Annotated in this window: 23 protein-coding genes; 2 read left to right on the top strand and 21 right to left on the bottom strand. The window is 36.1% G+C overall.

Going from position 1 to position 25,637, the window contains the following annotated elements; translation table 11 throughout:
• Positions 1–24: 24 nt before the first annotated feature.
• The 21 genes from HZI73_RS13370 to lgt form a co-directional block, all read right to left on the bottom strand.
• Complete coding sequence (locus tag HZI73_RS13370) at positions 25–1,560, bottom strand: YifB family Mg chelatase-like AAA ATPase (protein WP_212693894.1); 1,536 nt, start codon at positions 1,558–1,560, stop codon at positions 25–27.
• A gap of 313 nt (positions 1,561–1,873) precedes the next feature.
• Entirely contained in the window at positions 1,874–2,329 is a 456-nt protein-coding gene (nrdR, locus tag HZI73_RS13365) for a transcriptional regulator NrdR (RefSeq protein ID WP_212693893.1), read from the bottom strand.
• Between the two features lie 251 nt (positions 2,330–2,580).
• On the bottom strand, positions 2,581–2,844 hold the full coding sequence (locus tag HZI73_RS13360) for a YlmC/YmxH family sporulation protein (protein WP_212693892.1): 264 nt from the start codon (positions 2,842–2,844) through the stop codon (positions 2,581–2,583).
• 40 nt (positions 2,845–2,884) lie between these two features.
• Positions 2,885–3,661, bottom strand: a complete 777-nt coding sequence (gene sigG, locus HZI73_RS13355; RefSeq protein WP_212693891.1) for an RNA polymerase sporulation sigma factor SigG — start codon at positions 3,659–3,661, stop codon at positions 2,885–2,887.
• A 245-nt stretch (positions 3,662–3,906) separates the two neighbouring features.
• Positions 3,907–4,608, bottom strand: coding sequence for an RNA polymerase sporulation sigma factor SigE (gene sigE, locus HZI73_RS13350; protein WP_212698797.1), 702 nt, complete (start codon positions 4,606–4,608; stop codon positions 3,907–3,909).
• A gap of 164 nt (positions 4,609–4,772) precedes the next feature.
• The gene (locus tag HZI73_RS13345; protein ID WP_212693890.1) at positions 4,773–5,690 is read right to left on the bottom strand and encodes a sigma-E processing peptidase SpoIIGA; all 918 of its coding nucleotides are present in this window, start codon (positions 5,688–5,690) and stop codon (positions 4,773–4,775) included.
• 252 nt (positions 5,691–5,942) lie between these two features.
• Complete coding sequence (gene ftsZ, locus HZI73_RS13340) at positions 5,943–7,076, bottom strand: cell division protein FtsZ (protein WP_212693889.1); 1,134 nt, start codon at positions 7,074–7,076, stop codon at positions 5,943–5,945.
• A 184-nt stretch (positions 7,077–7,260) separates the two neighbouring features.
• Positions 7,261–8,016, bottom strand: a complete 756-nt coding sequence (locus tag HZI73_RS13335; RefSeq protein WP_212693888.1) for a cell division protein FtsQ/DivIB — start codon at positions 8,014–8,016, stop codon at positions 7,261–7,263.
• Positions 8,017–8,026: 10 nt separating this feature from the next.
• Positions 8,027–9,283, bottom strand: coding sequence for a UDP-N-acetylglucosamine 1-carboxyvinyltransferase (murA, locus tag HZI73_RS13330; protein WP_212693887.1), 1,257 nt, complete (start codon positions 9,281–9,283; stop codon positions 8,027–8,029).
• 239 nt (positions 9,284–9,522) lie between these two features.
• Entirely contained in the window at positions 9,523–10,668 is a 1,146-nt protein-coding gene (locus HZI73_RS13325) for an FtsW/RodA/SpoVE family cell cycle protein (RefSeq protein ID WP_246552146.1), read from the bottom strand.
• A 78-nt stretch (positions 10,669–10,746) separates the two neighbouring features.
• Entirely contained in the window at positions 10,747–12,093 is a 1,347-nt protein-coding gene (gene murD, locus HZI73_RS13320; protein ID WP_212693886.1) for a UDP-N-acetylmuramoyl-L-alanine--D-glutamate ligase, read from the bottom strand.
• Positions 12,094–12,105: 12 nt separating this feature from the next.
• Positions 12,106–13,080, bottom strand: a complete 975-nt coding sequence (mraY, locus tag HZI73_RS13315) for a phospho-N-acetylmuramoyl-pentapeptide-transferase (protein WP_212693885.1) — start codon at positions 13,078–13,080, stop codon at positions 12,106–12,108.
• A gap of 17 nt (positions 13,081–13,097) precedes the next feature.
• Positions 13,098–14,498, bottom strand: coding sequence for a UDP-N-acetylmuramoyl-tripeptide--D-alanyl-D-alanine ligase (locus HZI73_RS13310; RefSeq protein ID WP_212693884.1), 1,401 nt, complete (start codon positions 14,496–14,498; stop codon positions 13,098–13,100).
• Positions 14,499–14,560: 62 nt separating this feature from the next.
• Complete coding sequence (locus HZI73_RS13305) at positions 14,561–16,021, bottom strand: UDP-N-acetylmuramoyl-L-alanyl-D-glutamate--2,6-diaminopimelate ligase (RefSeq protein WP_212693883.1); 1,461 nt, start codon at positions 16,019–16,021, stop codon at positions 14,561–14,563.
• Between the two features lie 51 nt (positions 16,022–16,072).
• A complete protein-coding gene (locus HZI73_RS13300; protein WP_212693882.1) occupies positions 16,073–17,998 on the bottom strand; it encodes a penicillin-binding transpeptidase domain-containing protein in 1,926 nt (641 codons plus the stop codon).
• Positions 17,999–18,111: 113 nt separating this feature from the next.
• Positions 18,112–20,094, bottom strand: a complete 1,983-nt coding sequence (locus tag HZI73_RS13295) for a peptidoglycan D,D-transpeptidase FtsI family protein (RefSeq protein WP_212693881.1) — start codon at positions 20,092–20,094, stop codon at positions 18,112–18,114.
• Positions 20,095–20,100: 6 nt separating this feature from the next.
• Complete coding sequence (locus HZI73_RS13290) at positions 20,101–20,610, bottom strand: septum formation initiator family protein (RefSeq protein ID WP_212693880.1); 510 nt, start codon at positions 20,608–20,610, stop codon at positions 20,101–20,103.
• Positions 20,603–21,556: a 16S rRNA (cytosine(1402)-N(4))-methyltransferase RsmH gene (gene rsmH / locus HZI73_RS13285; RefSeq protein WP_212693879.1), complete on the bottom strand. Its 954-nt coding sequence runs from the start codon at positions 21,554–21,556 to the stop codon at positions 20,603–20,605. Before rsmH ends, HZI73_RS13290 begins: the two co-directional genes overlap by 8 nt.
• A gap of 38 nt (positions 21,557–21,594) precedes the next feature.
• A complete protein-coding gene (gene mraZ / locus HZI73_RS13280; RefSeq protein ID WP_212693878.1) occupies positions 21,595–22,026 on the bottom strand; it encodes a division/cell wall cluster transcriptional repressor MraZ in 432 nt (143 codons plus the stop codon).
• 427 nt (positions 22,027–22,453) lie between these two features.
• Positions 22,454–22,612: a Spo0E family sporulation regulatory protein-aspartic acid phosphatase gene (locus HZI73_RS13275; protein ID WP_212693877.1), complete on the bottom strand. Its 159-nt coding sequence runs from the start codon at positions 22,610–22,612 to the stop codon at positions 22,454–22,456.
• Positions 22,613–22,663: 51 nt separating this feature from the next.
• Positions 22,664–23,521 (bottom strand): prolipoprotein diacylglyceryl transferase, encoded by an 858-nt coding sequence (lgt, locus tag HZI73_RS13270; RefSeq protein ID WP_212693876.1) that lies wholly within the window; start codon positions 23,519–23,521, stop codon positions 22,664–22,666.
• Between the two features lie 407 nt (positions 23,522–23,928).
• Here lgt and HZI73_RS13265 point away from each other — a divergent pair, with 407 nt between their 5' ends.
• Positions 23,929–24,102 (top strand): hypothetical protein, encoded by a 174-nt coding sequence (locus HZI73_RS13265; RefSeq protein ID WP_212693875.1) that lies wholly within the window; start codon positions 23,929–23,931, stop codon positions 24,100–24,102.
• Between the two features lie 241 nt (positions 24,103–24,343).
• On the top strand, positions 24,344–25,441 hold the full coding sequence (ychF, locus tag HZI73_RS13260; protein ID WP_212693874.1) for a redox-regulated ATPase YchF: 1,098 nt from the start codon (positions 24,344–24,346) through the stop codon (positions 25,439–25,441).
• The last annotated feature ends 196 nt before the right edge of the window (positions 25,442–25,637 follow it).

Below are 25,637 nucleotides of genomic sequence, written 5' to 3'. Positions count from 1 at the left end.
GCTCATAATTTTTTTCTCTTAGCACTACCCCCAATAATTTCGGTCCAATGAACGGTATTGTATAGCTTCTGCCAAATGTTTTTCTTCAATGTTTGGCTTATTATCTAAATCTGCAATGGTTCTAGCTACTTTTAAGATACGATGGTAAGCCCTTGCACTTAGCCCCAACTTATTAAAAGCTAATTCTAACATGTCTTTACCTTTTTTATCAAGTGTGCAATTTTCCGTTATTTGTGCGGCAGTTAAATGTGCATTAAAAAATATTGGACTTTCTTTATATCGTTCTTGTTGAATGACATGTGCTGCCATGACTCTTTTTTTTACGACTTCTGATGATTCAGGCTTTTTCTCTTGATTAAGATCTTCTAATTTAAGACTAGTTGCTTCCACATGAAGATCAATACGATCTAAAAGAGGTCCTGAGATCTTCCCCATGTACCTTTTTATTTGCAGTGGCGTACAAGTACATCTATCTATGTCTGGATAGTGCCCGCATTTGCACGGATTCATACTTGAAACCAACATAAAATTAGCCGGATAAGTAAGGGTAGCATTCACTCTTGATATGGTTACTTCCCCATCTTCTAATGGTTGTCGCATCACTTCTAATACATTCTTACTAAACTCTGGCATCTCATCCAAAAAGAGCACACCATGATGGGATAGACTTATTTCACCTGGTTTTGGAATTCGCCCACCACCTGTTAAAGCAGAATTGGATATGGTATGATGTGGCGAGCGAAAAGGTCTTTTTGTTATAAGGGCTTGACCTTTTTTTAACAATCCTGCAACACTATAGATTTTTGTAATTTCAATACTTTCTTCAAAAGTCAAGTCTGGTAATATTGTAGGTAATCGCTTGGCCATCATGGTTTTTCCTGACCCCGGTGGACCAATCATTAATATATTATGCGCCCCTGCTGCTGCAATCTCCAGAGCCCGTCTTACATTCTCTTGTCCTTTTATATCACTGAAATCTATGGTAGGTTGATTCTTTTCAGAATTTATAAATAATCTGTTTACATCTATTTTTGTTGGTTCAATTTTCACATCTTGATTAAGCAGTTTAACGACTTCCTTCAGATGGCTAACCCCAATAATATCTATTCCTTCAACAACTGCTCCTTCTTCTACATTTTCAGCAGGTATAATGCATCTTTTAAATCCATTTTTAAACGCACAATAAACAATTGGCAATATACCGTTAATTTTCTGTATCTCTCCATTAAGGGATAGTTCTCCAAGAATAAGTGTTTTTTCTAATGCCTTTTCTTCCACTAATTCCATGCAAGCTAGAATACCTATTGCAATGGGCAAATCAAATGCAGGACCTTCTTTTCTAACGTCAGCAGGTGCCAGATTAACCGTAATTCTTTTACATGGAAATTCATAATCAGAGTTATTAATGGATGTACGTACCCTCTCCACCGATTCCTTCACAGCCGAATCAGGCAACCCCACTAAATCTAATTTGGGAAACCCATTGGAAAGATCCACCTCCACACCTACCACATAGCCATCTATTCCCATAATAGCCGCGCTATATACTCGTCTAAACATGCTATTTCCCCCTAGTCCGTCTAAATCTTTATCCTTTTCTAGATTTTAGATTACTTTTTATCATTTAGCTATTTTGATTAGTATATCATAAAATAGTCACATTATTAATAAAAAATTTGTTTTTATGGGAAATAATGACGAATTATAGGAGTTTATTAACATAAAAACCATACAACATCCTTATACCTTCAAAACTGTTCATCCCCTTGACTAGCAAAGCAACAACATAAAAGAGTATTCGTATGTTATATGGTTTTGTTAGTAAAACACCATTTTTTGTTAATTAAATAACAACATTTATATAGGTCAACACCTATTTATCTTTCAGAATCTTCTTCAACTCGTCCATAAAAGTGTTAATATCTTTGAATTCACGGTAAATGGAAGCAAATCGAACATAGGCCACTTCATCCAGATGTTTGAGTTTTTCCATGACTTTTTCTCCGATTAGTTTACTCTTTATTTCTTTCTTTAATGAATTGTATAGGCTATTTTCTATTTCATCCACTAAAGCTTCTATTTCTTTCATTGAAACAGGTCTTTTATGACATGACCTGACAACACCGTTCATAATCTTATTTCGATTATAGGGCTCTCTTGTCTTATCCTTTTTAATGACTACCAATGGAATGGTTTCAATCTTTTCATATGTTGTAAAACGTTTTCCACAAGCTTCACATTGTCTTCTTCTTCGTATTAAATTATTCTCATCTGAAGGTCTTGAATCAACAACCTTCGTATTATCTTCATGACAAAACGGACATCTCATGCTATATCTCCCCACTTTATTAAATAATCATTACTCATTGACTTGTTACTCTCCCAAACGAACACTAAACCCTGTATCCATATAATATAGGTATGATTTTTTCATAACGTTTAACATATTCACTGAATAGAATTGTGCCATTTTTTTAATAGTCCCATTATAAAATAAAAGTCAGAAAAGGTCAATAAAAAACATAACCTATTCTGACAATTATTCTTTGTTTAACTTATATTGGTGGAGAGATTAACCCTCTAATACTCCGAATCAACTAAAGATTTTTCAACATCTACATCCACTAGAATAATATCTTCACCGATTTTTTTAATACTGTCCCAAGGCACTTGATATTCTTTGCCTCTACCGAACATGCCAAATAATTTGGCTGGTCCTGGAACAATTATTTTGAGTAACTTTCCTTCATCTAAGTCCACCTCTACATCGCTGATGAATCCCAATCGAATACCATCACCCGAATTAATAACTTCTTTCTGCTTCATATCATATATTCTAACCATCTATTATTTCCCCCTAGAGCAGTCCTTATATACGGATTCACTAATTTAGATATCGTTTCATATGCCTTATAGCTGATTTTTCCAAACGTGAAACTTGTGCTTGTGAAATACTGATTTCACTGGCTACTTCCATCTGTGTCTTACCTTCAAAAAATCTTAGCTTTAGTATATTATACTCTCTTCGTGGAAGTTTCTTCATGGCTTCACCAAGAGCAATGGACCTTACCCATGTCTCTTCTTTGTTTTTCTTATCGCTCACTTGGTCCATTATATATAAGGAGTCACCGCCATCGTTATAGACGGGTTCAAATAATGATACAGGGTCTTGTATTGCATCTAGAGCAAATACAACATCTTCTTTTTTCATGTCTAACTCTTTTGAAATCTCCATAATGGTGGGTTCTTTATTATTTTGTCTTAAGAGTCTTTCTTTGGCTTGAAGGGCTTTATACGCTGTATCTCTTAGAGATCTGCTGACACGAATACTATTATTATCTCTTAGATAACGTCTTATTTCCCCAATTATCATTGGTACGGCATACGTTGAAAACTTAACATTTTGAGTTATATCAAAATTATCTATTGCTTTAATGAGTCCGACACAACCCACTTGGAATAAATCATCTACCATTTCCCCTGAGTTACTAAATCGTTGAATAACACTTAAAACAAGTCTCAAATTACCATGAATGTAAGCATCTCTTGCTTCTAGATCCCCATCAAGAATCTTATCAAACAACACTTTCTTTTCATCATTTTTTAATATAGGTAATTTGGATGTGTTAACACCACATATTTCAACTTTGTTTAATGCCATACGCTACCTCCAGTAATCATTTAGTCATATGAATCCGCGGAATATTAATTTTCATCTCCACTTATCCTTTCATGATGATACCTGAGCAACATGTTCTGTTTCGATTGATTGGGTGTTAACCAACATGACAAATTGTCAATTTTTCTTAACACCATAACAAAACATTATCATGTGCTTAATAATCATTGTGAAATATAACTCATATATTAAAATGATTGCCAGTGGTCATATATTTATACCACAATTTATTGCATTCTAATAATTTCCTTCTGCAATCTTTTGATAATTTTCTTTTCTAATCTGGATATGTAAGATTGTGAAATCCCCAACATATCAGCAACTTCCTTTTGTGTTTTTTCTTCGCCATCTGCTTTTAGTCCAAATCGAAGCTCAACAATTATTTTTTCCCGACTAGATAATTTGTTTAATGCCTTTTTTAACAACTCTTTATCAACTTCTTCTTCAATATTGCGATAGATTACATCTTCCTCAGTTCCTAAAATGTCCGATAAAAGCAGTTCATTCCCATCCCAATCCACATTGAGTGGTTCATCAATGGATATTTCAAGTTTTGTCTTATTGTTCCTTCGTAAATACATCAAAATTTCATTTTCTATGCATCGTGAGGCATATGTAGCTAACTTAATCTTTTTATCAGGTTTAAAGGTGTTTATGGACTTGATAAGACCTATTGTACCAATGGAAATAAGATCTTCTACACCAATACCTGTATTTTCAAATTTCTTAGCAATATAAACCACTAGACGCAGGTTGTGTTCAATGAGGGTGGACTTCACTTTTATATCCTGTTCACTACCTAACATACCTATGATTCTGGATTCTTCTTCATTGCCAAGAGGAGCTGGTAAAATCTCACTACCGCCAATGTAATGAATTTCACCGTTATCCCATAGTAATAGTTTTTTAAATTTCTTAATTAAATTCATACTTAATATCTCATATACAAGATTGCTTTTGCAAGCCAATTCAATTCCCCCTATTCCTATACTTTTAACATGGATGACACCTCGTTAAAAATATTCCTTTGCTTTTTAGTTAATACTTAGTCTGTATGATTATTATCTTAAGCTCATACATTGCATACGATCACCTATAGTGCTTTTACCAGCTCTGGATGTAAAAGTACTTGATAGCTGTTGTCATTGGATAGCTTCTTATTATACATGGCAATAACCACATCATGAAAATCTTTTGTTTGGTCACCCAAATTAATACGAATATGATCCGCTACTATTCCGGGCAACATGCCATTATCATTTCCCAAAGAGGAAAAAGGAATAAGCCTTAGTTTTAGCTGAGTTTTCAAGCCTAATTCAGCAAACTCTGTAAGATCATACATATTTTCTGATATGGACTTCAGCAATTCTAGATTATCGTCTTTAAATAATTCACCTAATAAGTTACTTTCTGCAATAATGACAGGATTTTTTGTAATGGGGTCATATAGATTGTTACCTGTGTCCAAAAGACCATTCACATTAATACAATGTGCATTAATATGGATTTCAATGCCGAACAAATTTTTATTAACCAGCACAGTACTGGTCATGGTTCGACTAACAATCTTGATAATGATAATAGCAATCACGCCAAACACAATCAATAACCCAACTTTTAAATCCATATGATATGTACTATTGATGACTTTACTGAATGCGACACCAATTGAAGAATAATAATATAAAGCAAACATAATACCGCCTAGCATAACAGCGCTTAAATACATGATAATGGTTAATTTGATAAGTTCACTTATACGACGGGGTCTAAATGCGATATAGATCAACATTAGACTGGTTAATAAATACCCTACGATAACATTGGTAAAATAATTACTATATGGGATAAGAATAATTAAACATGTGATAACTGCCCCAACAACGGCAGCAATACCTAATCGAATTTTTTTCACATGTCGTTTGGTCCATACTTTTACAATCCAAAGAATAAAATAATCCATGATCAAGTTAATTAAAAAGACCATATCGATATAAACCTCTGTGTACACGCCCCCCCTCCTTTTCTTTATTATTTTCTTAGACTAGTGGATTTAACTAAAACCATTATATCACGACGAATTGGAATAATTTGTCAAAAATCATCAGACATAATTATTTTTTTATTTTTATTTTTCTGTTAGTTGCACCGTTGAAGTGATGGGGAAGGAAGGATAAATTTTTTATCTAGTATGCTATACAAGGGGGTCAATCATTGGCAAACTAAAAAAGCATCCCTATTGGAATGCTTTTTCTCTAAATACCTATCGATTACGTTTTCTTTGTAAGAAAGGTGGTATGTCGATTGGTTTTTCGTCAATATGTATATCTTTGTTTTCAGCACGAGGCTCTGTTGTTGCACTTGCCATGGTATTGGTCTTATGCATCTCTGCCGATCCATTAACACTTGTTGAACGTCGCATAGATGATTCCATGGTTGGTGTTGACTCAAATCCTGTAGCAATAACTGTGACAACAAGCTCGTCTTGAAGTGAATCATCAATAATTTGACCATAGATAATATTGGAATCATTACCTGTTGCTTCTTGAATTAATTGAATAGCATCATTGGCCTCAAACATGGACATGTTCGAATCACCACTTATGTTAATAAGAATATGGCGAGCGCCTCCAATGGTTGTTTCAAGCAATGGACTTGAAATCGCCATTTTAGCAGCTTCTTCGGATTTATTATCGCCTTTAGCTCGTCCGATACCAATATGTGCAATACCTTTACTTGACATCACCGTTTCTACGTCAGCAAAGTCTAAGTTAATAATACCAGGTGTATAAATCAAATCTGAAATTCCCTGAACACCTTGTTGTAACACTTCATCCGCTTTTTTAAATGCATCTCTAACGGTTGTTCTTCTATCAATAATGGATAATAACTTTTGGTTTGGAATAACAATCAATGTATCCACTGACTTCTTCAATGCCTCAATACCTAGTTCGGCATTCTGCATTCTGACACGCCCCTCAAAATCAAATGGCTTCGTCACAACACCGACAGTAAGAATACCCATTTCCTTTGAAATACTTGTTATCACAGGTGCAGCTCCTGTACCTGTACCACCGCCCATACCAGCAGTAACAAATACCATATCAGCGCCTTTAATTACTTCTGCTAATTCTTCTTTACTTTCTTCTGCGGCATTAAGTCCAACATCTGGGTTAGCTCCAGCGCCTAATCCCCTTGTGAGCTTCTCGCCAATTTGTATTTTAACAGATGCTTTTGAACATTGAAGTGCTTGTACATCTGTATTAACGGCAATAAATTCAACACCATTTAATTGATCTTCAATCATACGATTGACAGCGTTGTTACCACCTCCACCAACACCAATGACAATAATCTTTGCCACACTTGCCTTTTCATTCATTTTAATTTCGAGCAACGTATTTCCTCCTAACGAACTTTATATAATCTATATGTATTTCCCTCTTTAATTTTGTTGTATAAAACCTCTTACACATAATAATATATTTTTTTATTCAATTAATCAATAAAAAAATGAAAATAATTCATTATTTTTTTATGTAATTACGATAATAATCATTTTCTCTCCTGTCAACCCCGAATTATTTCCTATTGTCAGGTTGAAAAATAATTTCATTATCATCCGGCTTACGCAAGTCAAATACGCCCTTCACACCACTTGGTATTTTTTGCAAGTACTCCTTTAATAGTTCGAATTTCCTATTAATCTGTTGAATGTTGCCAATGCGTATAGATATATTGTCGATTTTTATCTCAATTTGGTCTGGGTCGTTGTAATTAAAGTCAATATAAGCAATTTTAAGGTCAAATTTTACCATCTTATGGGATATTTCCAATATGGCATCAAAGATATCCTCTCGGTTATGAAAGAGCTTGTCCCCTATGACGAAATGATCAAACGATAGACCACGTACAATGGGAATCTCTGGCTGAACGTCGTTGGTATAATCAATGACACGCCCATCTTTATCCAAGCAAAGGTATTTACCCATATACGGAATATACGATATGACGCTCTTCTCATTAACAATTAGCTGTACCTTATTAAACGAGGTATATTGGATATCTATATTCTCAATATATGGATAGTTTCCTAACTGTGGCTCTTTTTTAGCTAATTTATATATAAATAAATTGGTTTTCTCATGGATACCAACAATATCCTTGATGGTCTCTTCTGTATGTAGCTCATTACCCACAACACTTATTTGATTCTTATTGATGAGTTGGTACCCAAAGATAACACTTACACATAATAAACATAACATAAGGACAACATACTTGCCGGGTTTACCCCTGCGTTTTTTTGCTTTATCTATGGATATAATATTGGACATAATATCACCTTTAATCGGATGTGTATTTTATTTTTGCTCCTAACAAGCCCAAATCTTGATCAAGATTCTCGTAACCTCTAAGAATGTGGTGTGCATGATTAACGACTGTCTCGCCTTCTGCACCTAGGCCTGCAAGCACTAATGCGGCTCCACCTCTTAAATCTTCTGCAAAAACTTCTGCACCATTTAGCCGCGAGACCCCTTTTATAACGGCAATTCTTCCATCTGTAATGATATCTGCACCCATCTTCACTAACTCTGCAACATGCTTATATCTAGACTCAAAAATTGTTTCAGCGATAATACTCGTTCCATCTGCTATAACGAAACAATTCATAATCTGTGCTTGCATATCCGTAGGAAAACCAGGATAGGGCTGCGTCCTAAGTAAATCAATGGATTGAAGCTTTTTAGGTGCCTGAATTAAAATATTTTTGTCATATTCTTTCATGACACAACCCATTTCCTGCATCTTTGAGATTGTGGCATTCATATGACTCTTGCAGACATCTTTCAGTAATACTTCTCCACCTGCACTTGCAACGGCACACATATATGAACCTGCAACAATACGATCTGGCATAATCCTATATTCAACTGATTGCAGCTCAGATACACCTTGAATACTAATGGTATCTGTACCTGCACCGTGAACTTTTGCCCCCATTTTATTTAAGAACTCTTGAAGCTCTAAAATTTCAGGTTCTTTCGCCGCATTATTAATGACGGTTGTTCCTTCTGATAAAACTGCTGTCAACATGATGTTTTCAGTGGCACCAACACTTGGATAATCAAGACTTACATGATTGCCAATAATTTTGTTGGTATGGCACTCAATAAAGCCATGCCGATCTTTTATAGCCACATTCATTTGTTTGAGTGCTTTCAAGTGTAAATCAATAGGCCTGGTTCCTATAGAACAGCCTCCTGGAAAGCAGATCTTCACATTTTTCAAACGGCTTAATACAGAACCTAAAAGAATAATGGAGGACCTCATCATTTGAACGTATTTTTCTGGAATAATGTGCGTGGTTATAACGGAAGAGTCAATAATGAGTACATCATCTTCCCATTCAATCATACACCCTATTCCAGCTAATATGTTAAGCATATTATAAACATCAAGTATCTTAGGGCAATTATAAAAATACGTTTTCCCTTTATTTAATACAGTAGCTGCAAGCAATGGGAGAACCGCATTCTTAGACCCTTGTACTTTGACTTCGCCACTTAGACTGTATCCACCTTCTATTATAAATTTACCCATGTACTGCGACCTCCGCACAAATAGCAATTCTATATAATTTATAGTATTCATTTATTTCTTTTATGTTACTGTTAGACCCTCGTACTTTTCACATTAAAAGAAGCTTTTATGCCCTCTTAAAATGCTTCTGGCCTCGTACATATCCGAAATATTTTCGGTGCAATATACACCCTATATAACATATGAATCGACTGAATTAAATGTTCCACTCTTCGTGGGGAGTATCATTTGTAGTTACACTAACCTGCTTTACTTATTTTGGATCTTCTAGCTATACCAAGGACTACACCTATCTCAACCATTAGAAATAGAAGGGATGACCCACCATAGCTAATGAAAGGTAACGGCATACCTGTTGAAGGTATACTATTGGTTACAACAGCAATATTAATGATGACCTGCATACCAATCTGTGCCATCACACCAACAACGATGAGTAGCCCATTAAGGTCTGAACAATTGCTTGCAATAACCATACAGCGCCAGATAAGGAGTATAAACAATATAATTAATAACCCTGCACCAAATAATCCCAACTCTTCACATATAATTGAAAAGATATAATCATTCTGGGCTTCTGGTATAAATCCTTGCTTTTGTAGACTCTGTCCAAGTCCTCTTCCAAAGAGTCCACCTGTCCCTATAGCGTATAGCGATTGAATGGGTTGATATCCCGTCCCCAGAGGGTCGGTCCATGGTCCATTTAACCATGTTGTAATCCTGGTAGAACGATAACTTGCTGTCAGAACAAGTGCAACCACACCTATAATGCTAGGTACACCTGTAAGTAATATGAGCTTATGTACTTTAGGAACTGCTACAAATAAGACTGCAATACCTACAGCAAATACAACAATAGCAGTACTCATATTTTCAACACCTACTAGCCCAGCTGGAATAGCAATAATGAGAAGTACGAACATCATCATACGGTATTTATCAAGATGATTTACAATCTTAGAACAAAGATAAGCCACCACAAAGATAATAACCAGTTTCGATAATTCAGATGGTTGAAAACCAGGTCCAATATCTAACCATCTTTTAGCTCCTTTTTTCTCTACACCTATTAAGAGAACCAAAATTAAAAACCCTACTGAAGCAATATACATAAGTCCAATAAAACGATTAAAAATACGGTAGTCAATTCTTGATACAACAAACATAACAATAAGGCTTAATCCGCCCCAGAGCAGCTGTTTTTTAAGGTAATGCATACTATCGTTATAATCCTCAACTCCTGCATAGTAGCTGGAACTATAAATCATAACAATGCCAAAGATGATAAGTATAACCACGATGGCTACTAGGGTAAAGTCAGTCTGTTCTTTTTTTTGCCTAAAATACCCTTTTTTTCTCACATGTTCTCGACTTGCTTGCTGCACGAATCAGACCCCCTCCCATTAATGTAAGATGTTAACAACGGATAACTTCCTGCTTTAATATCTCTTATAACCCATGTTTTATACCAATGCTCGGACATAATCTTTGAACATATCGCCTCTTTGCTCATAATCTTTAAACATATCCCAGCTTGCACAAGCTGGAGAAAGTAACACACTATCACCTTGTACAGCAAGCTGCGACGCCTTAAGTACAGCTTCTTTCAAATCACCAACTTGATATACTTGATTAAAGTTATACTTCCTAGCTGTTTCTTCAATAATGGATGCCGTTTCTCCAAAGAGAATAAGTGCTTTCACCTTGCCATTAAATGAATGTATCCATGAGTCATATGAACTCCCCTTATCCATACCACCACCAATTAAAACGGTTGTAGACTTCATGGATTGTATACCATTAATAGCAGCATCTTCATTGGTTGCTTTGGAATCATTAAAATAGCGCACACCATTAATTGTCTCCACGTATTCTACACGATGGGCAACACCTCTAAAGGCCTTTATCGTATCCAATATAATATGTAAAGATACACCATAACAAATGGTTATGGCTATAGCAGCCATGATGTTTTCAACATTATGTTCCCCTAAGTCCTGCGTGTGTATAAGTTTTTTTTCTTCATTATATAAGTTCGTACACACCCATTCATCCCTTATGTAAACACCTTTTTCTTCTATAGGATGTTTGCTAAAGAAAATCACTTGACTTGGTACTTTATGTGCCAGTGATTGACATATGTCATTATCATAATTTAGTATACAATAATCATGTGGACGCTGATTTTCTGTAATTCTTAACTTAGCATTTATGTAATTTTTCATGGTTTTATGTCTGTTAAGGTGATCCGGTGTAATATTCAGTATTGCACTTATCACAGGTGAAAATGTATGGATTGTTTCAAGTTGGAAACTGCTTATTTCAGCAACAACCTGACTATCTCGGTCTATTTGATCCACGACTTCTGTAAAGGGTGTACCGATATTGCCCACGACAAAAGTATGTTCACAATAAGCACCCATAATTTCCCCCACTAATGTGGTGGTTGTGGTTTTACCATTGGTCCCTGTAATGGCTATGATTGGGGCTTCACACAATTGATACGCCAACTCCATTTCACTCCATATAGGTATGCCCATAGCTTCTGCTTTTTTAATGAATGGAAGATCAAGTGGTACCCCTGGACTCATGACAATAAGCTCTACTTGTTCCAACACTTGATCATGAAATGAACCAAAAGCAAATGTCGGTTTCTTGTCACCAAACAATTGCATACTGTCCTTTAATTCTTCTTTTGTTTTTCCATCATACAGTGTTACACGACCTTGCTTTTCCATACATAATTTGGCTGCACTGATACCACTTCGCGCCATACCAATCACCAATATGTTTTTATCCATCAACTCCATCTAAGCACTCCTTTAGAAAAATCCATTAAAAGCTAATAAACCCACCAAACATAAAATAGCTGTTATGATACAAAATACAACCACAACTTTCGTTTCATTCCAACCGGATAGTTCAAAATGGTGATGAATCGGCGCCATCTTAAAGAATCGCTTTTTAGTGACTTTATAGTATCCTACTTGAATGATAACGGAAATGGTTTCCATAACATAAATGAACCCAACTATTAATAAGAAAATGGGCATCTTGAGATAAATCGCTGTAGCAGCAACAAAACCACCAAGTGCTAAGGACCCTGTATCACCCATAAATACCCGAGCGGGATAAGTATTAAATAGCAAAAATCCAAGTAAACTACCTACGGCAGCACAAGTAATGGGCGTTATGTTACTATCAATACCTATACTCACCACCGTGAAGAAAGTGGCTACAAGAACGGTTACCCCTGATGCTAAACCATCTAGTCCATCCGTTAGGTTGACACTATTGACTGTACCAATCATGATGATGAATACAAGAGGAATATATAACCATCCCAAGTCAACAATGATACCATTGGAAAATGGGATATACACTTCCGTTGAAAACTTGAGATATCCAAAAAGGTAGTAGCAGTACATACCTGTTATGACCAATTGTGCTATAATTTTTTGATACGCTTTTAGGCCCAGTGATCTTTTCATAACCACTTTTATAAAATCATCTAAAAATCCAATAATACCAAAACCAACGGTAATAAACAGTATAGGTATAATATCTGGATTGGTTCCTACATAAATAAGGGATGTTAGTAACATACCTGCAAGAATGACAACACCACCCATTGTAGGTGTACCTGCTTTTTTCAAGTGTGACCTTGGACCATCATCCCGAACAAATTGACCAAATTTCAGTCTCGTTAAAAACGGTATGACCACAGGACATAGGACCACACTGATAAAAAATGATATAAGAACAGGTATGATAAAGGTTGTAGATGTATTTGTCATAAGTTCCACCTCTTGATTTATTTAACATTTGTAGCTTCTTTAATTGCTTCTATTACATTTTCCAGATACATACCTCGAGAAGCTTTAACAATAATTGTATCCTTTTCCTTAAGCACATCCTCAAGGTCATTCATCAACTTTTCTTTGGATGGATAATACCGTATTCTTAAGTTGTCTATGCCATGTGCTAAACCACTTTCATAGATATATTTAGCATCTTTTCCAACACACACCAATAAATCCAATGGATGTTTTGAAGCAATTTCACCAACTTGTTCATGAGCCATCTTTGCATGATCCCCCATCTCAAACATGTCGCCTAAAATTGCAACTTTTCTTCCATCCGTATCTAAGGCAGCTAAAGTTTCCATAGCAGAACGCATGGAATCGACACTTGCATTGTAGGCGTCATTAATCACAACAATACCTCTATTTAATAATAGTTTATTCATCCGCATCTTAGCTGGTTTATATTTTGTAATACCCGTTTCAATCTGTGAGACATCCATACCAAGATAATGCCCAATAATAATACCCGGTATAACATTATACAGCATATGTTTACCTAAAGTGTTTATCCTAATCGCATACCTTTCTATTGGTGATGCAATATGCGCACATATCCCTTCCCAACCCAGTACACGATAGTCTTTAATGTAATAATCGTTTTGTTTATTGAACCCAAAGGTTACTGTCTTAAAACGTATTTTACGCATAAGCTTTCTTAGATAAGGGTCATCGCCATTTAATATGACTAACCCATCGTCTTTTAAGAAGTCTAAAATTTCACTTTTGGCTTTTAGAATGCCATCTTTAGAGCCAAGATTCTCAATGTGCGCCTCACCTATATTGGTAATAACGGCTATATCAGGCTTTGCAATCTCACTCAAACGATGTATCTCGCCATAATGGTTCATACCCATTTCAAGAACAACACATTGATGATAATCTTCCAATTTAAAAAGGGTTAACGGCAGACCAATTTCATTATTAAAATTACCACGGGTTTTATGCACTAGAAATTTTGCACTGAGTACCGAGGCAATCATTTCTTTACAGCTTGTTTTACCCACACTACCTGTTACGGCTATGACGGGAATTTGAAACAACGTCAAATAGTACATGGCAAAATCTTTTAAGGCCTGCTTCGTATCTTTTACATGAATACCACATCTATCTGGAGGAATCTTCGTCTCATCCTCTGTGAACGACAGATAGGCACCTCTTTCATATGCTGCCTTTATAAAATCATGACCATCAAAATTTTCTCCAACAATCGGTATAAAAATATCATGATTCTCTATGGTTCTTGAATCGATGGAGACATTGTTTACCTGTATATGCCTGCTTAACACATCTTTGTGTATGAGGTTGCCATTAACAGCTTTAACCAATGCCTCTATATTAAACTGTCTCATGAACTAATCATTTCCTTTCTTAAAAGCTGATCAACAAAACACTTGAACGATTAGGCATACACTTATATACGCTCAGTCTCAAAATATCCTAAAACAACCTCTGCATCATCAAAATGAATGATTTCATCCCGAAGAACTTGGTAATCTTCATGACCCTTACCAGCAATAAGTATCAGGTCACCTTCTTTAGCCATAGCAAGAGCTGTATGAATACCTTTAAGTCGGTCTACCACTGTTTCATAGGCACAGTTCGTTCCTTTAACACCTGCTTCAACCTCTTGAACAATACTTAAAGGATCTTCTGTTCTTGGGTTATCCGATGTAATCACACAGTAATCCGAATGCCTGCCAGCGATTTCACCCATAACAGGTCGTTTACTCCTGTCACGGTCACCTCCACACCCAAACACGGTGATAATACGTCCTTTTACAAACTCTTTCATGGATTTCAAGACATTTAAGAGTCCATCTGGAGCATGGGCATAATCAACGATAACGTTATAGCCTTTTTTGCTGGCAAAAGATTGAAACCGTCCTCGAATACCCTTGTTTTTTTCTAGTCCTTCTTTGATGGTCTCCATAGGTATGGCCAGAGCAAGGCAGCCACCCATAGCTGCTAACGCGTTATAAACGCTGAATTTACCTGGTGTAGCTAATTTTATGGCATACGTGGTTCCTTGATAGGTCACCTTAAAAGATGCACCACCTAAGTCCATCTTTAACTGAACTGCATTAAGGTCTGCCTCATCATTATCAATACCGTAGGTAAGGTACTTTTTACAGCTGCTATTATCAATCATATAGGAAGCATAGTTATCATCTAAATTAATGACGCCCGTATCACACATGTTGAATAGTTTCAGTTTGGCATCCCGATAATTTTCCATGGTCTTATGAAAATCAAGATGATCAAGGGTTAAATTTGTATAAACCCCTACATCAAATCGACACGCATCAACCCGATGCAAATCAAGGGAGTGAGACGATACCTCCATCACAACATCGTTGACATTCCTCTCCACCATGTTATAAAAAAGCTCCTGCAAGTCCAGTGATTCTGGTGTGGTGCGATGAGCCTTAAGTATCTCATCACCAATTCTATTTTCAATGGTGCCTATGATGCCTGTTTTCTTCCCATAAGCCTCTAATATACTCTTGGTTAAAAAAGTAGTGGATGTCTTACCATTCGTTCCTGTTACACCAATTAAACGAAATTTATCCGAAGGATGATTATAATAGCGATCTGCAAGAGCTGCAATGACTTTCCTTGTATTACTGACTTTAACGATGGTTATATGCTCATTAATGCCTTCAATGTTCTCTTCAACCAATAAGGCCTTTGCGCCATTAACAACAGCACTAGAAGCGTAATGATGCCCATCTACATTAAATCCGACAATACATACAAACAAACTACCTTCTGTGACTTTCCTAGAATCATACTGTATATTTGAAATATTAATATTATCTGTTCCTTGTAATACTTCATAACTAACATTTTTCAACAATCCCTGTAATTTCAACTTCATCTCCTCCAAACAATAATTTTCCATGTTAATATTACCACAATTTTTCTAATCTGCAAAGAGGATTAATTTACTGCCTCTATTCACTTTATCATTTGGGAGAGGAAACTGTTCTATAATCGTCTCACCCTCGCCTAGAGAGACGATTTCTAGTTCTAAATCTTTTAACAATTTCTTGGCTTCATTGGTGTTAAGACCTGTTAAATTAGGAATGGTTATTTCACCTATCTTAAATTCATCAAAATCCCTTTGTTCATACTTTGGATTAATACCCATATAGGGTAGTATATTTTCGTACACTTCACGAATAACCGGAGCTGCTACAGTACCACCATAATAGATGCCAACAGGCTCATCAACTAATACAAGAGCAATAACACTTGGATTATCTGCAGGAGCAAAACCTAAAAATGAGGAAATATATTTGTTGCTGCTTCTTGGCAGTTTCTCTGATGTAGCTGTCTTCCCCCCTACTTTATAGCCTGGTACATAACATCTTCTACCTGTACCTTGTGAAACAACACTTTCCAAAATCTGTGCCATGGTCTCAGAGGTCGCCTCGCTGATGGCTCTTTTTGAATGGTCATATGTTAACACTTCCTCCACATCACCATCTTGGTTGAGTATCTCCACACCAAAGTGAGGTGTTACAAGCTTTCCACCATTAATAACGGAAGCACCTGCTCGAATAAGTTGAAGAGGTGTTATCTGAAAGGACTGACCAAATGACATGGTAGCAAGTTCCACAGGACCTATTTTATCCTTCTTATGCATGATACTTACAGCTTCACCTGGCAGGTCAATACCTGTTTTTGTCATTAAACCAAATTGTTTAAAATACTTGAGAAAGTTATCGACGCCAAGGCGCTCAGCAACAGCCATAAACACAGGGTTACATGAATTACGAACCCCTTCTACAAAGTTTTCAGAACCATGGCCACCTGCCTTATGACATCGTATCCGCCTATCTGCCACAATACTATAACCGGGACAATGAAAACGATCATCTAAGGCTACAACCTTCTCTTCAAGACCTGCGGAAGCCGTAACCACTTTGAAAGTAGAACCGGGTTCATAGGTATCATTAATGCAATAATTACGCCATATACCATTTAATAACTTCTGATTCTCTTCACTACTATTCGTCTCAAGGTCACCGAGAAAAAAAGGATCATTTAAGTCAAAATCTGGTTTATTAGCCATGGCATATATTTCACCATTTTGAGGGTTCATTAGTATGATGGAACCTCTTTTGGCATTTTTAGAAATGAGTACTTTTTCTAGAGCCTGTTCTGCATATTTTTGAATGTTCACATCCATACTGGTTACAAGATGAAAACCTGGTACAGGTTCTTTTCTACTCTCAGCTATATTTTCTAACTCAATCCCTTTAGCATTTGTTTGAGTCAATATTTTACCCACTTCACCTTTTAGGTATTTATCATATTTAACCTCTAAACCTATAATACCTTGATTATCTTTTCCAACAAATCCAACCACATGAGAGGCAAGATTTGAAAAAGGATATATTCTTTTGTGATCTTCATCAATGACGACACCATCAAGGTCAAAAGCTCGTATCTCATCAGCAATAGCTTTATCCACATTGGTCTTAATGCGTTCTAGAGCCACACGGTTGTTGACTTTTTTCTCCACATAAGCACGATCCAACTCTAGCTTATCACACAAAACCTGTATGACTTTTTCTTTATCGGTCATTTGATTATGGATAACAGATACACTGGTTACGGATTTATTAACGGCTATTGGTACACCATTGCGATCCAGGATGTTACCTCTTTCAGCTTTGATGACACGTTCTCTATTATGAAGGTCTTCCGCCTTCTCTTGTAAAAAATCTGCCTGAATTATCATGATATGACCCACGCGAATAATTAGCAGAAATAACAGTGTTCCATAAACTGTACAGATTAAAAAAGTGCGTTTCCTATTATGTGTTTTTGGTCTTAGCATACATTCACCATATACCTACTTTTATATAATTCTATGAATTTCCATGAAGGTTATGCTAAATTTAAAGGAAACTTAATATTTCATATGATCGGTTTATGATACAGGGAAAGGTGTTATTCACCTGTTGCTGTATTACTGTCCCCTTCTGTTCTATTTTCATTGGTATCATTTGAGGTGTCATTGCTATCCTCACCATCTGACCCATGACCGTTTTCACCCTCTGCATCATTACCTTGTGTAGGACTATTTTCACCTTCAACACCTTCATGCTCCGTATCCCCATCTAGTTCAAAAATTAAAGGCTCTACTGTCTCACCTGTTCTTGGGTAGAGGTTCATGTAAGGTAAAGCATCTTCCATTATTTGCTTGACGATCTTCTGAGCATAGATACTTCTTGGTTTTTTGACATCAGGTTCATCCACAATGACCAATAACAATAATTCTGGATTGTCCACTGGAGCAGTTGCCATAAATGAAACCATATGCTTTTCTGCATCACGAGGTAATTTTTCTGCTGTACCTGATTTACCGCCAATATCATATCCTGCTATCTGGACACCTTTGCCCGTACCATTTTCTACAACGGAACGCAAAGCATCTTTTATCATTTGGGCTGTCTCTGTGGATATGGGCTGTCTTAGCTGCCTTTTTGAGGTTGCAGAAACAACATTACCATTTGGATTAACAATCTTCTTTACAATATGAGGCTCATAGATATATCCCCCATTAACTAATGACCCAAATGAAGTCATTAACTGGATAGGTGTAATGTTAAATGACTGGCCGAAAGATGATGTGGCTAACTCAACTGGCCCCATACTCTTTTCTTCATGCATTTGCGGCTCTGCTTCACCAATAAGATCAATATTCGTTCGGTTAGTGAAACCAAACAACCCCATGTACTTCTCAAAGACTTCTCCACCAATGGCTACAGCTATATCCATCATGGCTACATTACATGAATTTTCTAAAGCTTCAACCCAAGTCTGTTCACCGTGTCCGCCACGCTCCCAGCATGCAATGTTCCATCCTCCAACATACTTAGAACCTTTACACATGTATTTGGTATTCAATGAAATTTTCTTCTCTTCAATGGCCATGGCCATGACAAAAGGCTTAAATGTTGAACCTGGTTCATATGTACCACTGATATTGAAATTATTCCATAATCCATATAAAAAATTGGTTTTTTCTTCTTGTGTCATGTTATTTTGCTCTTCTTCTGTTAAGAAAGCATCCAAATCATAAGGATCATTTAAGTTAAAATCAGGATAACTTGCCATAGCCAATATTTCCCCGTTTTGTGGGTTTGTCGCTATAGCATATACATTCTTAGGCGTGGTCTCTAAGTTCTCTTTAATGGCTTTTTCTACATAATATTGAAGGGTTTGATCGATCGTCAACACAACATCATTACCGTTTTGGGGCTTTACATATTTATTCTGAATGTAATGCCCGTCGTTAATAACGCCGAACGCTCTACCTTCTTCACCCTTTAGCTCGTTATCATACGTTTCTTCTACGCCCCAGCTACCCTGATTGTTCTTGTTTACAAAGCCCAGTGCATCGGATAGCATGTTATCACCTGGGTAATAACGATTATATACCTCTTGAAGGTACAAGCCTTTATACGTCCCCTTTTTAATAATTTCGTACTCTTCCTCAATATCGTTATAATCAAGGTTCTTGGCTACAAGTTCATAATTACTGTAGCTCTTGTTTTCAACTAAATCCTCTAATTTCGTCTTCAAAACACCAAAACTATCCACTAAGAAATTAACCGTTTCGTCCCTGTCTTCTTCATCACAACGTGAAAGCACACCAGGGTCAAAGATGATGTGATATACCTTTTTACTCTCGGCAAAAACACGACCATTGCGATCATATATGGTCCCTCTTTTAGGATCAATCAACTGATTATATCGGACACTATTATTGACTTTTTGACTTAATACACTTTTTCCATATGTAGAGCCTTCACTTGTTACAATAGAGTATATGCGTACCGTTAGCGCTGCAAGGCCACATATAAAAACAAAGAAAAGGAAAACCAACTTCCTTTTCATAGGATATGTTAAAAACTTTTTACTCTTCATCTTTCATCACCTTTGATTGGATAAAATAAAACCAAGTATATTGCTAACAGCTTCTTGTTCTTGAGCAGGTGCTTCTATATCTGCAAACTGTTGTGTATAGCTGCCTTTTTTTACGCTTATTTTACTGATTTGGTTTTGGTTAGGCATAACCATACCCAGTCTTGTTGTCGCAATTTCATAAACAGTTTCTAACTTCACATTATTGCTTATGTTTTCGGTAATAAGACTATTTTTCTTTATGTAACTATTTAAGTCATTTTGTAAGTCTGCTATGTCTTCACTTATTGCAGTCACTGTTAATTGGGATTTCACCATGACAATGCACATGACCATGGTGACAGCCAACAAACAGACCAGTTTCATTTTGTACTTGTATGGACGTCTTACTTGGCGAGGACTTACTTTTCTTACAACGTGTTCTTCATTTGTTGTGTGAGATTCTGTATAGGTGTTTAACTTGGTAGCGTTACTACCAACAATGTACATTTGATTGCTTCTACGGTTTTCGTTACGCATTTACATCCCCCTCATTTTTTTCAAATATTCTCAACTTAGCACTTTTAGAGCGTGAATTATTGTCAAGTTCTAGCTGAGTTGCTGTTATGGGTTTTCTTGTTATCATTTTACCCTTCGGCTTCTTATTGCATACGCAAATAGGAAAGTCTGGCGGGCATGTGCAAGGATTCTGATGGTTTTTGAAAATATTCTTTACTATTCTATCTTCTAGGGAATGGAAAGTAATAACGCAAAGTCTTCCTCCATCATTCAGTCGTTCTACCATGTCGTCCAGGGTGTCTTTAATCACTGTTAATTCACGATTTAATTCAATTCTTATGGCTTGAAAAGTCCGTTTTGCTGGATGTCCACCTTTGACAGCTGCTTTTCTAGGTATTGACTTTTTTATGATTTCAACAAGGTCATACGTGGTTTTAATTGGTTTTTCTTCCCTTGCCTCTATAATGTTCTTAACGATTCTTGAAGCCCATTTCTCTTCACCGTATGTTCGAATAACTTTGAAAAGTTCTTCCGATGAATAGGTGTTAACAATATCAGCGGCAGTCTTATCTTGCCTTCTATCCATACGCATATCCAGTGGTGCTTCCTGCATATACGAAAATCCTCTTTCAGCTGTATCCAGTTGATGGGATGATACACCTAAGTCTAACAAAATGCCATCAACCTTCTTAATATTTTCTTGCTCTAACACGTCTTCAAACTCTGAGAAATTAGCACGGTGAATTCTAACAATGTCTCCAAATGGTTCTAAATGTTTTGTGCTTGCTTCAATGGCATTTTCATCTTGATCAATTCCAATAAGTAATCCTTCCTTACTAAGATGTCTGCATATGGCATAGGCATGTCCAGCTCCACCTAAAGTTCCATCCATATAGATACCGTCTGGTTGTATGTGTAATCCTTCTATGCATTCGTCTAGTAGTACTGATTTGTGTTCAAATGCCATGTGAAACCCTCTCTTCTAATCTTCATAAATGATTTATTTTATATATCTAGATCTTCCATGTCTTCAGCTAAATCACTAATATCCAAATCATCATCTTCATTATAAGCTTCCCAATTTTCCTTGGACCATATCTCTACACGATTAGATACACCAATGAGTATCACTTCTTTTTCTATCTCGGAATAGTCTCTAAGATGCGAAGGAATGAGTATTCTACCTTGCTTGTCCAACATACACTCTGTAGCTGATGCAATAAAGAAACGTTGAATCCTTCTTGCATCTTTTTTCTTCATAGGATTATTATTTAGTTTTTCAATGAATTTATTCCATTCGTCTTCTGTATAAACAAAGATACATTGATCGAAACCTTTTGTGATATAAAAAGCCTCACCAAGTAGAGACCTGAATTTTGCAGGCACAATTAATCGTCCTTTATCATCAATGGAATGTTTATATTCGCCTATAAACATAATCTTCACCTGCACTTTTAGGGTGTTTTAGGAATCTACCACTTTCCTCCACTATCTACCACTTTCTACCACCCATACCCATATTTTAGTATATAGGAGAAAATTTTTCAAGTATTTGGACAAAAAAAAATAACAGATTATACGAATTAATCTGTTATTCCACACGCTTTAAATTCACTTTTTTATGCATTATTACTTATTCTCATTAATTACTAATCATGTTAAACGAATGCTTTGACAAAAAAAATAAGATACAGCCCCTATTTATTGTATAAATCATACAATATTTTTCTCATCAAACCCATAGTATTTATATATTCTTCAAACATATAGTTATTAACGCTTACACTATTGTCACTTTGTAAGCCTTAAGACCTATAGTCATTATCAATAGAACTTTTATTCGAGATTCTTACGGTAATGCGTATCACAGATATTGTTTTTCACCTATATTTGCTTCTACATAATACCCTTCGATTAATTTATCAAGTTCTACACTTACCTTATATATTTCTTGTTGATCGGCCTTGCAAGCAATTAATTCGTCAAGAATTTCCCTTAGCTTTTCGATATTGTAATTCTGCATATCTCATTCCCCTTAGCTATTTGCTTTCTTTCTCTAAGATGCATGCATTCGTTATCTAGTACATTTCCTCCTCATGATTATGATATACACTAATGATACTACTATAAGTACGCCTGCTAGCAATTGTGATGCTGGAATACCAGTGTTTCCAATAAGCAGTTGGTCCGTGCGTAGACCTTCAATCCAAACTCTTCCTAAACCATAGCCAAGCAAATACAATGCGAAAATTTCCCCTTTAAATTTTCGATGTTTGTAATAAACAAGCATTAGAATTAACACCGCAAGATTCCATACTGACTCATATAAGAATGTAGGATGCACTTGTATGTACTCTACGCCACTTACTGTTTTAATCTTCTCTAATACTTGCATTGGTACATATTTGGCTTCCGATCGTTTTAACATCATCGCCAATGGATTCTCTGTATATCCACCAAAGGCTTCCATGTTTACGAAATTTCCCCATCTACCAATACTTTGGCCTAGTATTAAGCCTGGTGCAGCTGAATCGGCAAAATTCCAGAAATCAACTTTTTTAAACTTAGAAAATATGATCAGAGTAATGACTGCTCCAATGACCGCGCCATAGATGGCAAGCCCACCTTCCCTGAAAGCAAATATCTTCATCAAATCGTTCTTATACTCGTCCCAAGAAAAGGCAACATAGTACAACCTTGCAAAGACAACAGAAACGATTAATGCATAAATTAAAAAATCAGGGTATAAGTTCTCGTCAATACCTACTTTTTTTCCCAAATGTCGTGCTATAAATAATCCTGCAAGTATTCCAAGCCCAATAATCAAACCATACCAATATACATCTACGCCAAATACACTAAATGCAACTGGATTAATATCATTGATTTCAATACCTAAGCTTGGAAACATGATGTCCGGTGCTACGTTCATTTTCATTCCTCCATAAATAATCATATTACAAATATAATATAGTATATTCTTATAAAATGCAAACTTTTCGCCTACATTTATCATAACATTTTTTTATACGACATATATAGACAGGATGCTGTAGAATGCGCATTTAGCCCATTCTGACATCTTGCTTAATTGTGCCATATAGCATGACAATACCTATAATGTATTGAGCTTAATGATTAATACCTCGTGTTACATTACACCGAACTCAAAACTCTCTTGCATCTGTTCATTTATTAATTACGCATCCAGATATTGTATATTAGGTTATATCTGTATTTCCTTAATATGCAATGTTCGTGATTATTTTTAATAGGTTTGTGTCATACTAGTATAAGCAAGTAATTGGTTCGTAAAACATAGACTGGAGGAAAATATTTATGAAAAGATCTAAACATCGTCGTCCCCATCATCGGGTTGGAGAAAAACACACATCCAAAGATTCAGAAGAAACAAGTTTACTGGAATTTGATATTAAGAAAACAACACTAATCGTGGCATTTGCATGCTTTTTACAAGGTTGGTTAATCGGTAAAGCCATGAGTAAAAAATAATGAGTACACAAGAGCTGTTAAACATATTGGTTAGCAGCTCTTTTCTTATCTTATAAGACCAGCCTTCTCTTTGTAACTTTGTAGAGTACATATTGACTTTCGTTGAATATAAATTTGTGTTGACAACATGACCATAAAAAATTTATAATAACAGCAGTGTGAAGCGTTTTATCGTATGCAAAACATAAGAGAAGAGCATGAATTATCCCCTCTCTTATTTAAATAGGAAGGAAGACAACATATGAAGCTAGGAATAGTAGGTTTACCAAATGTAGGTAAGAGTACCTTATTTAATTCATTAACAAAAGCAGGAGCAGAATCGGCCAATTATCCCTTCTGTACCATTGATCCAAATGTTGGTATTGTAACAGTGCCTGATTCCCGCCTTGAACACTTAGCAGCCATCTATGATTCAGAGAAAATTATACCTGCTGCCATTGAGTTCGTTGATATTGCTGGACTCGTAAAAGGAGCAAGTAAAGGTGAAGGTCTCGGTAATAAGTTTTTATCCAACATCCGTGAAGTTGACGCTATCGTTCACGTTGTTCGTTGCTTTGAAGACGATAATGTGGTGCACGTAGACGGTTCTGTAGACCCCATTCGTGACATAGAAACCATTAACCTTGAACTTATTTTCTCCGATGTGGAGATTCTTGAGCGTCGAATCGCAAAAACAACCAAGTCTCTAAAAGGTGATAAATCTTTAGCCGCTGAACTGGTTATATTAAAAAAATTAAAAGACACATTGGAAGAAGGTATGCCAGCCAGAGCTCTTGAATGGCATACGGTAGAAGATGAGCGATTTGTCCAATCTCTTAACTTGCTTACATATAAGCCAGTCATCTATGCTACCAACGTGACAGAAGATGACCTTGAGGACGATGGCGCAAGCAACAATCATGTACAAGCTGTAAGAGCTCTAGCCAAAGAAGAAAAATCAGAAGCCTTTGTTGTCTGTGCTAAAATTGAAGAAGAAATCTCCGAACTTGATGACGATGAACGTGCCATGTTCCTAGAAGATCTTGGGATTACAGATGCTGGTCTTGAGAAATTGATTCGAGCTAGTTACAGCCTTCTTGGTCTCATTAGTTATTTAACTGCTGGTCCAAAAGAAACAAGAGCCTGGACCATCACAAAAGGTACCAAAGCACCTGGAGCCGCTGGTAAAATTCATACAGACTTTGAGAAAGGATTTATCCGAGCTGAAGTGGTAAAATATGAAGAACTTATGGCGTCAGGCACTTATACAGCTGCCAAAGAAAAAGGGTTAGTCGGTGTTGAAGGTAAAGATTATGTGGTTCAAGATGGGGATGTAATGTTGTTTAGATTTAACGTGTAAATGAAATCGTAGAGATTAAAATAAAGAAAAATGCTAGAACCCAGTATAGACAGGGTTCTAGCACTTCTTTTATTTGTAGATTTTCTAATTATCCTTTAAAATACTGCAGTTTTACTGCAACAAGGGAAAAAGGGGCGGTCTATTTTCCGACTGCTGAGTGTTGCAAACTTTATTTACTTATGAACCGAAAAAGGGA

The sequence above is a fragment of the Vallitalea pronyensis genome (genome assembly GCF_018141445.1).
Taxonomy (GTDB): domain Bacteria; phylum Bacillota; class Clostridia; order Lachnospirales; family Vallitaleaceae; genus Vallitalea; species Vallitalea pronyensis.
Note: the sequence above shows the minus strand (reverse complement) of the source record. Positions and strands in the feature narration are given on the sequence as shown.

Coding starts and splice junctions, on each gene's coding strand:
- mraY (WP_212693885.1), bottom strand. CDS start 13,080: ATGACAAATACATCTACAACCTTTATCATACCTGTTCTTATATCATTT.
- HZI73_RS13360 (WP_212693892.1), bottom strand. CDS start 2,844: ATGGTTAGAATATATGATATGAAGCAGAAAGAAGTTATTAATTCGGGT.
- HZI73_RS13275 (WP_212693877.1), bottom strand. CDS start 22,612: ATGCAGAATTACAATATCGAAAAGCTAAGGGAAATTCTTGACGAATTA.
- murD (WP_212693886.1), bottom strand. CDS start 12,093: ATGGAGTTGATGGATAAAAACATATTGGTGATTGGTATGGCGCGAAGT.
- rsmH (WP_212693879.1), bottom strand. CDS start 21,556: ATGGCATTTGAACACAAATCAGTACTACTAGACGAATGCATAGAAGGA.
- HZI73_RS13265 (WP_212693875.1), top strand. CDS start 23,929: ATGAAAAGATCTAAACATCGTCGTCCCCATCATCGGGTTGGAGAAAAA.
- HZI73_RS13290 (WP_212693880.1), bottom strand. CDS start 20,610: ATGCGTAACGAAAACCGTAGAAGCAATCAAATGTACATTGTTGGTAGT.
- HZI73_RS13300 (WP_212693882.1), bottom strand. CDS start 17,998: ATGCTAAGACCAAAAACACATAATAGGAAACGCACTTTTTTAATCTGT.
- nrdR (WP_212693893.1), bottom strand. CDS start 2,329: ATGAGATGTCCGTTTTGTCATGAAGATAATACGAAGGTTGTTGATTCA.
- HZI73_RS13335 (WP_212693888.1), bottom strand. CDS start 8,016: ATGTCCAATATTATATCCATAGATAAAGCAAAAAAACGCAGGGGTAAA.
- sigE (WP_212698797.1), bottom strand. CDS start 4,608: ATGAATTTAATTAAGAAATTTAAAAAACTATTACTATGGGATAACGGT.
- sigG (WP_212693891.1), bottom strand. CDS start 3,661: ATGGCATTAAACAAAGTTGAAATATGTGGTGTTAACACATCCAAATTA.
- ychF (WP_212693874.1), top strand. CDS start 24,344: ATGAAGCTAGGAATAGTAGGTTTACCAAATGTAGGTAAGAGTACCTTA.
- mraZ (WP_212693878.1), bottom strand. CDS start 22,026: ATGTTTATAGGCGAATATAAACATTCCATTGATGATAAAGGACGATTA.
- HZI73_RS13370 (WP_212693894.1), bottom strand. CDS start 1,560: ATGTTTAGACGAGTATATAGCGCGGCTATTATGGGAATAGATGGCTAT.
- HZI73_RS13310 (WP_212693884.1), bottom strand. CDS start 14,498: ATGAGACAGTTTAATATAGAGGCATTGGTTAAAGCTGTTAATGGCAAC.
- lgt (WP_212693876.1), bottom strand. CDS start 23,521: ATGAACGTAGCACCGGACATCATGTTTCCAAGCTTAGGTATTGAAATC.
- HZI73_RS13295 (WP_212693881.1), bottom strand. CDS start 20,094: ATGAAGAGTAAAAAGTTTTTAACATATCCTATGAAAAGGAAGTTGGTT.
- murA (WP_212693887.1), bottom strand. CDS start 9,283: ATGGGTAAATTTATAATAGAAGGTGGATACAGTCTAAGTGGCGAAGTC.